This window comes from Rhodococcus mengyinensis (genome assembly GCF_048381435.1).
Classification (GTDB): Bacteria; Actinomycetota; Actinomycetes; order Mycobacteriales; family Mycobacteriaceae; genus Rhodococcus_F; species Rhodococcus_F opacus_D.
The window spans coordinates 1-15,609 of record NZ_JBLWIT010000052.1; the positions used below are offsets into that span (position 1 = coordinate 1).

The window sequence follows — 15,609 nt, forward strand, 5'->3', positions numbered from 1 at the left end:
TAGGGTGTGTCTCCCAATGATTTGTGGTGTTGTGCTGCAGAATCTTCGGTGTGGCAGACGTTGTTGATCGGTTTGAGGTGTTGACGGACAAGCAGTGGGAGTTGCTCGCGCTGCTCTTGCCCAGTTCCGATGGGCTCCGGGGGCGGAAGTTCCGGAACAATCGTGTGGTGGTCGAGGGGATGCTGTATCGACTGCGGACCGGGGTGCCCTGGCGGGATCTCCCGTCGCATTTCGGGCCCTGGAAGACGGTGTGGAAGCGGCATCGCCGCTACGCCGGAGACGGAACCTGGGATCGGGTGCTGACAGCCCTGGTCGCGATGGCCGACGCCGGCGGGAACCTGGACTGGGCGGTATCGGTCGATTCCACGGTGGTCCGTGTCCATCAGCACGGCGCGAACGCCGCCCGCCACACAGGGGGATCTACCGAATTACACGAACCTGCGTGACGAGCCTGCCGATCACGGCATCGGCCGGTCGAGGGGCGGGTTGACCAGCAAGGCGCACCTGGCGTGCGACGGTCACGGGCGCCCACTGTCGGTGCTGGTCGGCCCCGGCCAAGCCGGTGACAGTCCGATGTTCGCCCACGTGCTGGAGGGTATTTGCGTCCCGCGGCTCGCCGGCGGAGCGCACCGCACGCGCCCCGACGAGGTCCGGGCCGACAAGGCGTACTCATCACGGGCCAACCGGGAACTGCTGCGCAGCAGAGGCATCAAGGCGGTAATCCCGGAGAAGACCGATCAGGCAGCGAACCGGGTGAACAAGGGCCGCGCGGGCGGGCGGCCACCGAACTTCGACCCGGAGTCCTACAAGGGGCGCAACGTGGTCGAACGGGCCTTCAACAAGGCGAAACAGTGGCGTGCGGTGGCCACCCGCTACGACAAACTCGCCCTCACCTACCGCGCCGGATTCCTGCTCGCCGGCATCGTCGAGTGGCTCAAACTATTAGGAGACATGTCCTAGTCGCTGGGGTCAGCGGTACAGGTGGGTGCCGTTGATGGTGCTGCGCACGGCACCGAGGACGATTGCGATGCCGAGGATTCCACTTCCCGTCAGAATGTAGGCGGGCGCGAGATTGTTACCAGTGACGTCAATCAACCAGGTAGCAATGAACGGACTTAGTCCGCCTCCCAGCACCGCACCGACACTGTGCCCGAAGGCGACACCCGTGTGCCGAACCTGCACCGGAAACATCTCGGGCATAGTCGCCACAGTGCCTGCTGAGCACAGCGAGTAGGGAACCATGCCGATGACCAGACCGATGACTGCAAGCGTGACTGAATGCTGTCCCATGAGCAGAAACGAGGGAATGGTGACGATTGCATACACGATGTAGGAGATAATCAGAAGTTTCTTCGCTCCGACTCGGCATCCAAGCAATCCGGCTGCCGGGATGAACATCGCTGCCGCCACGACGGCGAGAAGTACGATGGTCGCGGCCTGGCCTTTGGAGAACCCGAGGACATTGCTGAAGTAGACCGCCACGAACACGGTACCGAGGTAGACGCCGATGTTCTGGACGACAGCGATCGCCACAACCTTGGCCAGCGGTGCTCGGTGGTGTGCGAGCAGCAATTTGAGGGGCTTTGTGGCGGCCGTGTTGTCCGCCTTCGATGCCGTGTATTCCGGGCTGTCCTCGATGGTCAGCCGCAGGTACAGGCAGAGAATCCCGAGCGGAACTGCGAGCAGGAAGGGGATTCGCCACCCCCACGAGTCCATCGCCTCTGGCGGGAGGAAGGAAGCTGCCAATGCGGCCATCCCGGCTGCTGCTCCCTTTCCGAGCACGCCGACCCCTGGGACCAGCGAGATGTAGAAGGGTCGCCGGTGCGGTTCAGCCCATTCGCGGATATAGCTGACCGCTCCGCCGATTTCTCCGCCGGTCGAGAAACCCTGAAGCATGCGGAACACGACAAGCAGTATCGGCGCCGCCACACCGATCTGTGCGTACCCGGGGAGCATTCCGGTGAGGGCGGCGGCTGCACTCATCAGACCGATGCTTGCGATCAGGCTTGCGCGGCGGCCAACGCGATCGCCGAGCCACCCGAAGTAGAGGGCACCAAGGGGGCGTACGGCAAACGCGGACCCGAACACCAACAGGGTGTTCAGCAGTCCGATCATCGGGTCTTCACTCGGGAAGAAGACCACCGCCAGCGTGGCGGCCACGTACCCGTACACACTGAAGTCGTAATATTCGATGAGGGTTCCGAATGCCGCTACCGCGGTTGCCTTCTTCGCCTTACGTTGACGCTCGCTTGTCGACATCGGTGTGACCGATTCGGTTGTCGTTGGGGCCACATCTGCTCCTGGTGTGAAGTTCTGCTGGGGGGTTGATCTCGAGGATCGAATCTCCCGAGGGCAGTGCATTCGCGATGCGCCTCGGTTTGCGAGCTCGAGAAGTCTCTGGGCGGGGTTCACGTTCGGTGGGGTCGCGTTGAAATCGCTGGCGATCAGATTCGTCCTGCGCATGGCATGTGCGGGGGCGCCGTTTCGGTAGCCGACTCCGCCGACGATCGAGCTGCCGGCGAGTTCATCGGTATCTCCTTACGAGGCGAGGGCCGGCCCGTCCGCCGGAGGTCCCATCCGTCTGCACCGCGTGTCCTCATCCGGATTTACACGGCGTTCGACCGAATGCCCACTGGATGTGACCTCCGGCACCCGGACGTTTCGGATGTGATGGGGCCCACTTCCAGCGGATGTAAGTAAAGCAGAAGGCGACGTCGTGTTCAACCCCTCATCGTCCCGTACTGCACCACCCACTCGACCGCAGGCGGGGAATACCCAGACCCCACCGGTCGGGCCAGAACTAGCCAAACGGCCAAAACTAGAACGACACCATTCACCTTGCAATTCAATGGAACTCACACATTTCCCTCTGATTGTCCAGTGCGCGCGCAATTCTTGCGCCCACCCATTTGGCCGCCGGGTTAGCTCTGCTTACCGATGCGGGCCGGGGTGGCGGGCGCCGCAAGCCGATGTCCAGTTGACGGAGCAGCTATGTTCAACTGGCTACGAGATTCGACTCATGAGACCAGCTCAGCGCCGGGTTCGGGTCGCCTTTCAGCGGAAATTGGTTAGAGTATTGAATCCGACGTCGCTTTTTACTATGCTGATGAGGCGCTTCCGACTTCCGCGCTCCGCGAGATTCGAAAACGGGACCGCGCAGGAGACTAGCCATGCACACTTCCATGAATGATCAACCGAGTGCCGGTTGCGTTGAATCATCGGTCGTCGGCGGCCGCGTCCGGTTGGTAGCGGTGCTTGAGCGTTGCCACCGAAGCAGCCGACCGACCTGCGGTACGAGACGATCTGATGCGCACCTGGTGCCCCGACCGGGAAGGATATCGATGTTCCGACTGTCGGCGACGAACCAGCTGGCCCGAACTCCACGCCCACTTCCACCTGCTGGAGGTTGCCCAATGAGCGACCCAGCGGAGCCGATACATCGACCAGGAAGTCGGTCACCACACGGGTGTATCACTTATGACAAACCAGATCGGGGTTATGACGCGCCTCGATGGCCGGGTGATCCTCCGGGCGGCCGGGTACGGCCCGCATCAGTCGATCCAGGGGGCTTTCCTTTTCCCGTATCGGTCGCACAAGGTCGCGGTACGGCGGCGGCGGGCGGCACACTTGCTGACGAAGCGACTATGCGTCGCCCCCTGGCGGCGGGTTCCCCACGGCTCGCCCGACCGGTGCCGGCCAGGACTATGCCGCGTCGCACCCTCCATCGGTATGTCCACGCTGCGATCCGGGCCCGTTCCCGTACTGGGAATAGGGAATCGGGGGAGTTGGGGGAATAATGACATCACAGTGCGAGCGGTATGCCGATTTGCTCAAAATGGCGGTTGACCGCGCAGCCTTCGGGTTCGACGTATTCACCGAGTTCATTCACCAGAACGTTTTCCCTAACCGTCTCCCCCTCCTCTGCGAGTTCCGCAACATCGAGCAGGTCGTACGCAGCCAGCTGACACCGGCACTTCGCGATCGCGGATCGGAAACGTCCGCCCTCGAAGCACAATCCCGCGCAGAAGAGTATGTGTTTCGGATCAGTCGGCTTGGCTGGGATGAAACCGCCTTGGCAACAGCTAGTTTTGGGCGGGCGGCGGTCTTGCGCCTTCTCGAACTGTACGCGACGGCACCGCAGCACGATCGACAGTTGTTCGCCGCGCATATCGATCTCGAAAAGTATCTGATTACAGCAGCGGAGCGGTCGGTGAGTCGGGGTGGGGAAGCCGATCTGCGAGGCGGCCTGCCCCGAGGTGGGACCTCGACCGTCGTTCAGGGCCCGGAGGACCGACCGTTGTCCGGCCGGATGTTGCGAAGTGACCTCGCACGTCAAACGGGTTCACCTATCCCGCCATCGAGTGAGTTGACGATCTCGCAGGTGGCCTGAGGTCGAAGTCGCGGGATGGCCCGCCCGCGGCGCGCATTATCGAAGACCGCGTCGCTTTTTCTCAATTTGAGGTACTTGGCAGACGCCAGGAGATCGGAGTACAGCCGTGAATCAGAACTCGCGTGTCGACGCCGCGGTCGCGGCCATCCGCGAAGGCGGCATCGTCGTCGTTGCCGATAGTGCGGCTCGGGAGAATGAGGGCGACCTGATCATGTCGGCTGATCGAATGAGCGCAGACAAGATGGCGTTCTTCCTTCGTCATGGCAGTGGAATCGTGTGTGTGCCGATGAACGATGCACGCGCCGAGGAGCTAGCGCTTCCCCACATGGTCACCCACAACACCGACGAACATCAGACGGCGTTCACTGTGTCCGTCGATCACATGTCGGTGGGGACCGGAATTTCAGCGGAGGACCGAGCCACGACGGTGCGATCCCTCGCCGATTCGGCAACGTCGCCTGAACATCTCCATCGGCCCGGCCACATTTTCCCACTCCGGGCTCGACCTGGTGGGGTCCTCGAGCGCGCCGGCCATACCGAAGCGGCGACGGATCTACTGGCACTAGCCGGTAGGACATCGGTCGCAGCCATCACCGAACTCGTCGATCGGAACGGGGTGCCGATCAGCGGCGTCCGACTGCTGGCCTTTGCACGTCGCCATCGACTTCCCTTCCTCGAGATCGACGACTTGGTGTGCTACCGCCGGCGGATTGGGAAGCTGATCGACCGCGGAGCGACCGCGGATCTGCCGATCGGCGGGACTGTTTTTCGGGCCACCACGTTCCATTCCGTGCTCGACGGTGTCGAGCACATTGCCTTCACTCTGGGGGATGTTCGTACCGCGTCGAGCCGAGCCGACGGAATCCTGGTCCGCGTGCACAGCGAATGTCTCACCGGCGACGTGTTCGGGTCGTTGCGGTGCGATTGTGGTCCTCAACTGCACCAGGCATTGGACCTCATCGCCGCAGAAGGTAGCGGTGTGGTGGTCTATCTCCGTGGGCACGAGGGGCGCGGTATAGGCTTGGCGCACAAGCTGCGGGCGTACGCGCTGCAGGACTCGGGCCTGGATACGGTCGACGCAAACACCGAACTCGGTCTGCCTGTCGATGGTCGCGAATACGGGGTCGGTGCCGAGATCCTCGCCGACCTCGGCGTCTCACGCATGCGACTCATTACGAACAATCCTCACAAGTATCACGGGCTGACCGGATACGAGCTGACCATTGTCGATCGGATCAGTCTGGCGCCGTCGGTCAATCCGCACAACATTGCCTATCTGCGAACCAAACAGCAGCGTCTCGGTCACACCTTGAAACTCCCACCCGACAAGAGGCACCGAGCGCAACCCCGGGAGATCAACGTTCACATCGAATCCGACGTGGTGTAGGGCCACAGCGTGGCGGCGAGCTTGCACGACCCGATTGGAAAGGACCAAGAATGCAGACCAGAAGTGCGATTTTGTGGGAGTCACCCGGTAAGTGGGACGTCCGTGAGGTGGAATTGGATGAGCCCCGACACGGTGAGGTACTGGTTCGCGTAGCAGCGGCTGGACTGTGCCACTCCGACGACCATCATGCGACCGGGGATGTGCCCTTCGCTACATTCCCCGGCTGCGGAGGCCACGAAGGCGCGGGCGTGGTGGAGGCAGTCGGACCGAATGTCACCCGGGTGGCGGTGGGCGACCACGTCGTGCTCGCTTTCGTTCCCGCCTGCGGGCACTGCAGAATGTGCTCTCTGGGACGGCAGAACTTGTGCGACAACGGTGCCGGCGCGGTCATCGGCGACCAACTCGACGGCACCTTCCGCATGCACGTCGATGGGCTCGACGTCGTGCAGAGCTGCCGAGTCTCGGCATTTTCCGAACGTACCGTCGTTCCCGAGCTCTCGTGCGTGAAGATCGACCCGACGATCCCGTTGGAACTGGCGTGCCTGGTTGGATGCGCGGTACCAACCGGCTGGGGGTCGGCGACCAATGCCGCAAACATCTCCCCCGGCGATGCCACCATCGTGGTCGGCACCGGGGGAATCGGTATGAATGCGGTGCAGGGCGCTCGCTTCGTCGGCGCCGGCACCATAGTGGCGGTGGATCCGGTCGAATGGAAACGCGAAATTGCCCACCAGTTCGGCGCCACCCGCTCTTTCGCAACGCTCGCAGAGGCCGACGAGTTCGTTCGAACGGTAACCAATGGTCAAGGTGCCGACAGCACTATTGTCTGTGTGGGACGCACGAGCAGCGAGGTGCTCGGTGAGGCGTACCGCAGCGTCGGTAAGGCCGGCACCCTCGTCGTTACCGCGTCAGGCTCGCACGAAGCCGAAGGACTACCGATCAATCTGATTGACTTGCCGTTCCTCCAGAAACGAATCCAAGGTTGCCTGTACGGGATGTCATCGCCGAACGCGGAGATACCGGTGCTGTTGAACTTGTTTGAGCAGGGCAAGCTGCAACTCGCGGAACTAATCACGAAGGTCTATTCGCTCGACGAGATCAACGAGGCGTACGCCGATCTCAATGCCGGTCGGATCCTTCGGGGTGTCGTGCGACCATGACAGCGAGGGAGATGTCGAAGATCGACCGCGAACAGTGGGCGCCGGCGACTCGATCGCTGCTGGTTGACGGCCAGTTGATCGAGCCCCGCGGGTCGTCGTGGAGCGTAATCAACCCGGCGACCGAGCTCGAACTGGCGCGGGTCCGTGGCGCTTCGGCCACCCAAGTGGACGAAGCGGTTGAGGCTGCCGCGCGTGCATTCGACGGTTGGTCCCGTTTGGCGGGGACCGAACGAAGCCGCCAGCTACACCGGCTTGCCGACGTGATGGCGGCGCACTCAGAGGAGTTGCTGACGTCCATCGTCAACGAAGTCGGTACCCCCGTCTCGCTGGCGCGATTCATGCAGGTCGACATGCCGATCGAGCATCACCTGCGGTGGTTCGCCGACGCGGCCGGCATCGACCGCACGCGACACCTCGGCGCGTGGGGCACTCCGGTGCCGACAACGTCCGACGTCGTCGCGCAACCGGTCGGCGTCGTCGCCGCGATCGCCGGATACAACTACCCGCTCACGCTCGCCATCGCCAAAATCGGCGCCGCACTCGCCGCGGGCTGTACGGTGGTGCTCCTACCCTCGCCGCAAACCCCCCTCACCACCCTCTACTTCGGAGAATTGGTTCGGGCGGCCGAGCTACCTGCCGGTGTGCTCAACATCCTCGCCGGGGGCCCGGAGATCGGCCGGCTTCTCACCTCCCACGTCGGGGTCGATCACGTCTCCTTCACCGGTTCGGAGGCTGTCGGCGTCCAGGTCATGCAACAGGCCGCAACGAACGTCAGCGGTGTCACGCTCGAGTTGGGTGGGAAGTCCTCTTCGATCGTCCTGCCGGACGTGGATGTCGCCGCCGTCGCGAGGGAGACCCACCTTCGGTGGTCACGCAACGGTGGCCAAGCCTGCGCAGCCCTGGCGAGAATCCTCGTCCACGACCGTGTGTACGACGAGTTTCTCGACGCAAGCGTCGCGGCGTTCACCGACATCCAGGTGGGAGATCCGTGGGATCCCGCAACGACCGTCGGGCCGATGATCAGCAGCACACATCGAACTCGCGTCGAGGACGCCATCGAACAGTCGCGGATGCTCGGCGCAAGGACCGTGGCCGAGGCGCGTCGACCGCTGCCGCGTCGCGGCTGGTATGTCAATCCCGTCCTCCTGGCCGACCTGCCACTCGATGCACCCGCTGTACGAGAAGAGATCTTCGGCCCGGTGGCAGTCGTCCTGCCCTTTCGAGATGTCGAGCAAGCGATCGCCCTGGCCAACGACACACGGTACGGGCTCGCCGCAAATGTCTGGAGCGCTGATACCAGCGCGGCGAGAGCGATCGCCGAACGCATCCGCGCGGGCACGGTATGGATAAACGGTGGCGGGTCGATGCGCCCGGACGCACCGTTCGGCGGCCTCAAGCATTCGGGCGTCGGCCGTGAGTTCGGTGAGTGGGGTCTATCGGCCTACCTCGAGCCGCAACACATCCAGTGGAGGAGTTGATCGGTTCGGCCGGTGTGGTGCAGGCCGCCCGCCTGCACCGCACCGGCTCCCGGTACTGTCCCCGCCAGGAGGCATTCGTTAGGGTCACGCTGCTCGACGGCGGGTCACTGCCGGTGCGCCACCGCGAGCGTCAGCGTCCGCCTGGCTTCACCGCGTGTTCATCCGGCACGGCGGTCGAGTGGTCCAGACCGAGAGCCCGTGTCCACAGGCTTGTGAGATGACGTCGCACGACATCGTCGGTCGCCGGCTCCCCGCCGATAGTCATCGGCTCACCGAGCACCAGCCAGGTATACAGGAAGTTGACCACCATCGACGTGAGCGCTTCCGCGGTCATATAGGGGTCGAGGTCCTTGAATACCAAGCCGAGTTCCTGCATATGCGCGATGTTTCGACCGCTGAGCTCATGTATCGTCCGACGCCGTTTCATACGCAGGGTCCGAACATCGTCGTCAAACGTCATGACCGACTCGATCAACCCGATCATTTTGGCGTTCTCGCGATAGAAGTCGATGTAGTAACCATTTACTTCGTCGATCCGCGCGATCGGATTTGTCGGAGTCGACCCCTTGGACGGGGGCGGCTTGATCTCTTCGTAGAAATTCGACACAAGGGTGAGGAATATTTCGTCCTTCGAGTTGAAGTACGAGTAGTAGCCACCGATGGCAATACCTGCTCGCGAGGCGATGTCTACGACACGGGTCTCCAGGTAGCCGCGCTCTTCGAATACCTCTCGGGCGGCGTCGAGTATCCGTAACCGTGTCCGAGCACCCTTCGAACCGGGTTTCGGTTGTGCGCGCTCGGCGGCCTCAGCGGCCGGGCGGCTCGGCGTCTGTTGTTGGGCTTTCATCGGTGTCCCCCGCCTTCTTTCGGGTGCGTGCCGTTGGCAGCAACGGACGAGAAATGTACTAGCGGCGTATCAGGCTCGAGTTCGCGCCCCCGGCCCCGGCAGCGCATCATCACGCGAAGCGTGCGGCGACTTGGGCGAAGTGTGGCGACCCGAGCAGCTCGATCTGCAACTCCACACACTTTGCGAAGTACTCATCCGGCGGCCACCGGAGGAGGCGCAAAGCCGAGTAGGCGCGCAATGTCGCCTGGGGCAATGACGCCAACTGCGCGGCCCGATCCAACGCTGCCTGCAGACCCGTAGTTTCTGCTGGCTCGGCGATTCCGACGCTGATGCACTCGCTAGCTGACAACCGTTGCTGGCCGGCAATCAGCGCCCACGGCACCCCAGGCGCATATTGACTCAAGAAGGCCATCCCCCCAGTAGCCGGAATCAGCCCTGCCGATGCCCAGCCCTGCCGGAACCAACCGTCGGTGCCGACGAAGCGCATATCGCAGGCCAACGCGAGATCCATACCAAGACCGACCGCTGCACCGTCGACGGCGGCGATCGTCGGAAGTGGGGCGTCCCGCAACGCCCTTATCATTCCCTGAACCGGGCCGTATATGGCTGCAGACATGTCTGCCGGCGATTGTTGTACTAGCCGCGCTATTTGGGGGAGGTCACCCCCTGAGCTGAATGCGCCCTCCCCCCATAACACGATCGCTGATGCGTCGCTGTTGCCCGCGACTTTGATTGCCTCGGCAATTTCCTCGGCCTCTGCTGGACCGAGAGCATTGCGGGTGTGCGGCCACCGCAGCGCTACAACCGCTGCGTTGCCGGCGTTTTCAATGTGCACGCCCATTCGGAACGGACCTCTCATTCGTTGGGTACGGATTGCCGTCGTGACCTAGCCTCGTGCCGCAGCACGTACCCGAGCAGCGAACTCCGGGCGGCTGAAGCTCTCCACTGTCTTTTCGTGCGAACGCTCCAATGCATCGGCCCAGGAACTGGACCAATCGGCAGCAACCTGCTCCTTGATCGTCGCGATCGAATAGGCGGACGAACCGTTCGCCAACAAGTGCGCATACTCGAGGGTGCGTTCGAGCAGCTCGTCGGGATCCCATACCGATTGCACCACGCCGTAGGACAGTGCCTCGGAGGCCGAGAACTTACGGCCGGACCAGAGCAGGTCGAGGGCGCGTGCGGAACCGATCAGACGGGGAAGCAGCCAAGATGTTCCGGCTTCGGCAACCAAGCCCAGCTTGGCGAAGCTCGTAGTGAAGACTGCCTGGGAGGAGGCGAAGCGGATATCGGCCATCAATGCGTGAGCGAACCCGACCCCTGCGGCCGGTCCATTCACGGCGGCTATCACCGGTTTGGCGATGCGGCGGGCCATATCGATCGGAAATTGTTCGGCAGCCTGACGGTCGCGTAGGACCTGTCCATCGACGCCTTCGAGCGCCTTGAAATCTGCGCCGGCACAGAACCCGCGGCCGGCGCCGGTGACGACGATCGCTCGCACTGCCTCGTCCTGCCCCGCGTGGTGCAAGAGCGACAGGTACCGGGTGCGCATTTCGACTGTCAGAGCATTGAGTCGGTGGGGACGGTTCAAGGTGATGAGAGCGACCCCCTCGCGAACCTCCCAGAGCACCGATTTGTCCGAGTCTTCGACGAGACGGTTCTCAGCTCGGTGGTCGGCTCCGATCCGGACCGCGCCGTCGACCCTGTGATCCTCCATGCTTGCCCTCCATGTGCCTTTGGCGTCGGGCCGGCGAGTGGACCTGTTGTTCACTGCACCAGCCACAAAAAGCGAACTCGGATTCATTATTGAGGTTTGCGCGGGACGTGTCAACACACCGACAGCCCGACCTGAACGTGGCGTGTACACCCAGCTGGTGCACGTGGAGCCGATTGGGATTCCGCGTTCCACGCGAGGAGCGTTCAGCGAGCAATTTGGAACGAAATTGACTGCTGTGCAACATTTCAACTTTCCACACTTACCGGTTCGCTCGGGATACGGGCCCCATCCGGAGGGATCCGAACAAGCGTCGCCCTACCGGCACTGTCGGACACGACAACATCGGCCTGGCGCATCGAACCCACGATCCCGCGGCCGGTCTTGTGGGAGCCAATGGGCAAGACCGCCCTCCTCTGAATGACTCGCATGGCTGGCTCGGCCCCCGGCTACGACTATCGACACAGAATCATCTGCCCAGTTCAGGCCGTGTTCTGGCGCCGTTCTCCGGCAACACGAGGATCGCGCCAACAATCCACTATTGAATCCGACCTCGCTTTTTATTATTGTGGTGATCGAGGCCGCGAGATCGAAACCCCCGCGACGAGCCCGAGGTTCACCGACCGCCGCCCCCTCAGTTGTGCCAACGAAGTCCAAGAAGGAAGAAGGACACACATAATGAAGTTTGGCGTTTTCTACGAGCTGCAGTTGCCCCGCCCCTGGCAGGAGAGGAGCGAGTACGACCTGTTCAACAATGCGCTGACACAGATCGAGCTCGCCGACAAACTGGGCTATGACTACGCATGGGCCGTCGAACACCACTTCCTCGAGGAGTACTCGCATTGCTCGGCCCCTGAGGTGTTCCTCGGCGCCGCCAGTCAGCGCACCAAGCAGATCCGGCTCGGTCATGGCGTCATCCAGATGACCACCAACGATCCGCACCGGGTTGCCGAGAAGGTTGCGACTCTCGATCTGCTCTCCGGCGGGCGCGTCGAGTTGGGCATGGGAGAGGCCGGGGGGCCCTCCGAACTGCATCCGTTCAATGTCCGCGTACGCGACAAGCGGGAACGCTGGATCGAATCGGTCAAGGCGACCATGCCGATGTTCACCCAGAACGCATGGGAGTTCCATGGCGACTACTACGACTTCCCCGCCCGCAACGTGCTCCCGAAGCCTCTACAGAAGCCACACCCGCCACTGTGGGTCGCGTGCTCGAGCATCCAGACCATCGGCGCGGCCGCCTCCTGGGGAATGGGCGCTCTGGGATTTAGCTTCGTCTCCCCGGAATCCGCCCAGGCATGGGTGCATCGGTACTACAACACCTTCCTCAACGACTCCAACCCACTCACCGATTACCCGAAGAACGCCAACATCGCGGTCGTCAGCGGCTTCATGTGCGCCGACACCGACGAGGAGGCGCTGGCCAAGGCCTCCGGTTGGACGTTTTTCCAGTTCGCCCTCCAGTACTACGGTCGGCACGGGGTCGACAAGCCGGGTGAAAGCGACGTCTGGGGCGCCTACCAGGAATGGCGGCACACCGAGAAGGCCGAGAAGGCACTGAGAAACGGACTCGTGGGGTCGCCCGAAACGATCCGCAAGCGCCTGACCATGCTCGCCGAAGCGAACGTCGACCAGGTCATCCTACTGAACCAGGCGGGCAACACCAGCCACGAGGACATCTGCACCAGTCTGGAGATGTTCGCCAGCGAAATCATGCCGGAATTCCACGCGATGGAAGACGACCACGCCCAATGGAAGAGGGACGTCCTCGAGCGCCGCATCGTGCTGGAAGAACTCTCAACCGATGGCTATGACCTCTACGCACACCAGAACCGCGACATGCTCCGCCCGACCACCGAACAGCTGAAGGTGATGATGGCAGCGAAGGAAACGGCGGCGGCAGCGGCAGCAGCGGACGAAGAGTACGAGCGCACCCGCGAGGAAGCACGTTCAGGAGCGACACAAGCATGACTGCCCCCGAGGCTCGCGGTGCGGGCGCCTCCGGCGGCCTGCTGTCCGGTGTCCGCATCCTGGACTTCACCTCGGTGTTGCTGGGACCGTACTGCACGCGCACCCTGGCGCAGTACGGCGCCGACGTCGTCAAGATCGAGTCACCGGACGGCGACATCTCCCGACGACTGGGCTTGGGAAAGTCAGAGGGCATGTCCAGTTCGCATCTCCAGGTCAACAAAGGCAAGCGCAGCATCGCACTCGACCTGAAGCGGCCGGAGTCCGTGCCGGTGGTTCAGCGGATGGTCGAATGGGCCGACGTAGTAGTACTCAACCTGAGGGCGGATGCTGCCGCCAGATTGGGACTGGACTACGACAGCGTTCGGGCGCACAACCCGAACGTCGTGTACTGCCGGACGCCGGGGTTCGGCAGCGGCGGAGCGTACGCCGGCCTCAAGGCATACGACGATGTCATCCAGAGTGCGAGCGGCCTCGCCTCGCTGCAGACGCAGATCGCCGGCAAACCCCAATACATCGGCGGCGCAATCGCGGACAAGGTGGTCGGTTTGGTTGCCGCGTCAGCGATCCTGTCCGGTTTGGTCCAGCGCGGGCGCACCGGTCGCGGCGTCAATCTCGAAGTGCCGATGCTCGAGACGATGGTCGACTATTTCCTGCTGGAGAATCTCGGAGGAATGGCCTACGTGCCGAGCATCGGGGCACCGCTCTACGCCCGCACAGCGTCGCCGACGCGACGCCCGTTCGCCACCGCCGACGGGCATATGTCGGCGGTGGTCTACTCCGACAGGGATTGGCATCGACTGCTCACACACAGCGGGCACGATGGCCTGATCGGGGATCCACGGCTGGCAACCATCACCGACCGAACCGAAAATACCGACTTCGCCTACGGAGTTCTCGGCGAAATCTTCGCCGGCCGGACGACCGCCGAATGGCTGACGATCCTGCGTGAGATGGACATCGCTGTCATGCCGATGAACTCGGTGGACGAGCTCTTCACCGACCCGCATCTGGTTCAGGTCGGGATGTTCGACGAGGTCGAGCATCCCACCGAAGGCACTATTCGCGCGATCCGCAGCGGCGTGACCGTCGACGGCGCCGGCGTGGACAACGGTCTGCATGCTCCCCTGCTCGGCGAGCACACGCTGTCGATACTCACCGACTGCGGCTTCAGTCGCGACGAAGCACAGGCTCTGCTCTCGACAGGAGTCGTGGAGCAGGCAGAAACCGACGTCGCAGTTGCAACCCCGGTCGCGCGCGCCGAACACAAGTAATCGCACAGGAGGCAGCCCGCAGTGAGTACGAGTGACCAGCTCCGCACGAGCGTCGGTAGCGACGGGGTCGCCATTGTCGAAATTCAACGACCACCGGAGAACTATCTCGACACCGCGCTGGTCGGGGCCATCGCCGACGCTTATGCCCAGCTGGAGCACGACGCACGGTGCCGAGCCATCGTGCTCTGCTCGGCGGGCAAGCATTTCAGCGCCGGCGCTCGGCTCGCCGCGCGGCCCGGCCCCGCGGCTCCGGGGTCGGGCCGCCACCTCTACGACGAGGTCATCCGGTTGTTCGAAGGACACAAACCGGTGGTGGCCGCCGTCCAGGGAGCAGCCGTCGGTGCGGGTCTCGGACTCGCAATGTCGGCCGACTTCCGCGTAGCAGCCCCCGAGTCTCGGTTCTGCGCGAACTTCGCCCAGCTCGGCTTCCATCACGGCTTCGGATTGTCCGTCACACTGCGCGACGTGGCTGGCATCCAGGTCGCGAAGGATCTTCTGCTCACCGGCCGGCGCGTGCGCGGCGACGAGGCGCACGCGCTCGGCCTCTGTGACCGACTCGTGCCAGAGATCGACATTCGCGAGGCGGCACTGGCCCTCGCAGCGCAGATCGCGACATCGGCGCCTCTGGCAGTACGCACCATCCACGCCACCTTGCAAGGCGACTACCTGACCCGTCTCACCGATGCCCTCACCCGCGAGCGCGTCATTCAAGAGTCCCAACACAACACTGCCGATCGTGCCGAAGGAATCGCGGCGTACCGCGAACGCAGAACACCCATATTTCATGGGCACTGAGTCCGACGAAAGAAGCTCGAAATGTCCATTGCCAGTATCGAATCAGTCGAACCCTCCCGCTACCGTGAGGTTCTGGGACGCGTTCCGACGTCCGTGGCCATCATTGCCGCAATCAGTGACGGGACCCCTGTCGGTGTCTCGGTCGGCTCGTTTACCTCCGTATCCCTGACACCGCCTCTGGTGGGCTTCTACATCGCCCACACCTCGTCCACGTGGCCACACATCGGACGGGTGGGACGATTCTGCGTCAACGTTCTCGGAGATGAACAAGAAACGTTGGGAAGGCAATTCGCTGTCTCGGGTGGCGACAAGTTCGCCGGTGTCGGCTACCGACTGACAGAGGGGGGAACTCCGGTCCTCGACGGCGTCACCGCCTGGATCGAATGCGACCTCGAGCGGGTGGTCGAGGCTGGCGACCACATGCTGGTTCTCGGTGCGGTACGCGATCTCGGTTGTAAACACAATATGAGCCCGCTGGTCTTCCTGGGTGGGGCCTTCCCTCGTCTGACGGCCCCCAGTGGTGTCACCGAGCACGCCCACTAGACAACGCGGCCCCACCTCGGCGCCGGGCACCCTCACATCCGTTGTAAGACAGC

The 15,609-nt window shown here is 63.2% G+C and carries 13 protein-coding genes; 9 read left to right on the forward strand and 4 right to left on the reverse strand.

What is annotated here, in order from left to right; genetic code table 11:
- The first annotated feature begins 50 nt into the window (after positions 1–50).
- Positions 51–960, forward strand: a protein-coding gene (locus ACNJ7E_RS10245) for an IS5 family transposase (protein ID WP_418339763.1) whose coding sequence is annotated in 2 segments (ribosomal slippage) — positions 51–407 and positions 409–960 — 909 coding nt in all. Because the reading frame shifts where the segments join, the coding sequence is not laid out codon by codon here.
- 9 nt (positions 961–969) lie between these two features.
- Here the strand turns inward: ACNJ7E_RS10245 and ACNJ7E_RS10250 are convergent.
- Positions 970–2,259 carry an MFS transporter gene (locus ACNJ7E_RS10250; RefSeq protein WP_418339774.1) on the reverse strand — a complete coding sequence of 430 codons (1,290 nt, stop codon included), beginning with the start codon at positions 2,257–2,259 and terminating at the stop codon, positions 970–972.
- Between the two features lie 1,537 nt (positions 2,260–3,796).
- Here ACNJ7E_RS10250 and ACNJ7E_RS10255 point away from each other — a divergent pair.
- The 4 genes from ACNJ7E_RS10255 (at position 3,797) to ACNJ7E_RS10270 (ending at position 8,415) form a co-directional block, all read left to right on the forward strand.
- Positions 3,797–4,390, forward strand: a complete 594-nt coding sequence (locus tag ACNJ7E_RS10255) for a hypothetical protein (protein ID WP_418339775.1) — start codon at positions 3,797–3,799, stop codon at positions 4,388–4,390.
- A 106-nt stretch (positions 4,391–4,496) separates the two neighbouring features.
- The gene (gene ribA / locus ACNJ7E_RS10260; protein ID WP_418339776.1) at positions 4,497–5,777 is read left to right on the forward strand and encodes a GTP cyclohydrolase II; all 1,281 of its coding nucleotides are present in this window, start codon (positions 4,497–4,499) and stop codon (positions 5,775–5,777) included.
- A 50-nt stretch (positions 5,778–5,827) separates the two neighbouring features.
- A complete protein-coding gene (locus ACNJ7E_RS10265) occupies positions 5,828–6,937 on the forward strand; it encodes an NDMA-dependent alcohol dehydrogenase (RefSeq protein ID WP_418339777.1) in 1,110 nt (369 codons plus the stop codon).
- Positions 6,934–8,415: an aldehyde dehydrogenase family protein gene (locus ACNJ7E_RS10270; protein ID WP_418339778.1), complete on the forward strand. Its 1,482-nt coding sequence runs from the start codon at positions 6,934–6,936 to the stop codon at positions 8,413–8,415. The genes ACNJ7E_RS10265 and ACNJ7E_RS10270 overlap by 4 nt, the downstream gene beginning before the upstream one ends.
- A 130-nt stretch (positions 8,416–8,545) precedes the next feature.
- Here ACNJ7E_RS10270 and ACNJ7E_RS10275 read toward each other — a convergent pair whose 3' ends face one another.
- The 3 genes from ACNJ7E_RS10275 to ACNJ7E_RS10285 all read right to left on the reverse strand — a co-directional run bounded on the left by ACNJ7E_RS10275 (position 8,546) and on the right by ACNJ7E_RS10285 (position 11,066).
- The gene (locus tag ACNJ7E_RS10275) at positions 8,546–9,262 is read right to left on the reverse strand and encodes a TetR/AcrR family transcriptional regulator (RefSeq protein WP_418339779.1); all 717 of its coding nucleotides are present in this window, start codon (positions 9,260–9,262) and stop codon (positions 8,546–8,548) included.
- A 109-nt stretch (positions 9,263–9,371) separates the two neighbouring features.
- Complete coding sequence (locus ACNJ7E_RS10280; RefSeq protein WP_418339780.1) at positions 9,372–10,103, reverse strand: enoyl-CoA hydratase/isomerase family protein; 732 nt, start codon at positions 10,101–10,103, stop codon at positions 9,372–9,374.
- A gap of 45 nt (positions 10,104–10,148) precedes the next feature.
- The gene (locus ACNJ7E_RS10285; RefSeq protein WP_418339781.1) at positions 10,149–11,066 is read right to left on the reverse strand and encodes an enoyl-CoA hydratase-related protein; all 918 of its coding nucleotides are present in this window, start codon (positions 11,064–11,066) and stop codon (positions 10,149–10,151) included.
- A gap of 339 nt (positions 11,067–11,405) precedes the next feature.
- Here ACNJ7E_RS10285 and ACNJ7E_RS10290 point away from each other — a divergent pair, with 339 nt between their 5' ends.
- From ACNJ7E_RS10290 to ACNJ7E_RS10305, 4 genes are read left to right on the forward strand one after another with little or no spacing between them, the layout of a single operon-like run.
- On the forward strand, positions 11,406–12,947 hold the full coding sequence (locus ACNJ7E_RS10290; protein ID WP_418339782.1) for an LLM class flavin-dependent oxidoreductase: 1,542 nt from the start codon (positions 11,406–11,408) through the stop codon (positions 12,945–12,947).
- Positions 12,944–14,218 (forward strand): CaiB/BaiF CoA transferase family protein, encoded by a 1,275-nt coding sequence (locus ACNJ7E_RS10295; protein WP_418339783.1) that lies wholly within the window; start codon positions 12,944–12,946, stop codon positions 14,216–14,218. Before ACNJ7E_RS10290 ends, ACNJ7E_RS10295 begins: the two co-directional genes overlap by 4 nt.
- A 21-nt stretch (positions 14,219–14,239) precedes the next feature.
- Complete coding sequence (locus ACNJ7E_RS10300; protein WP_418339784.1) at positions 14,240–15,013, forward strand: enoyl-CoA hydratase/isomerase family protein; 774 nt, start codon at positions 14,240–14,242, stop codon at positions 15,011–15,013.
- A gap of 21 nt (positions 15,014–15,034) precedes the next feature.
- Positions 15,035–15,556, forward strand: a complete 522-nt coding sequence (locus ACNJ7E_RS10305) for a flavin reductase family protein (RefSeq protein WP_418339785.1) — start codon at positions 15,035–15,037, stop codon at positions 15,554–15,556.
- The last annotated feature ends 53 nt before the right edge of the window (positions 15,557–15,609 follow it).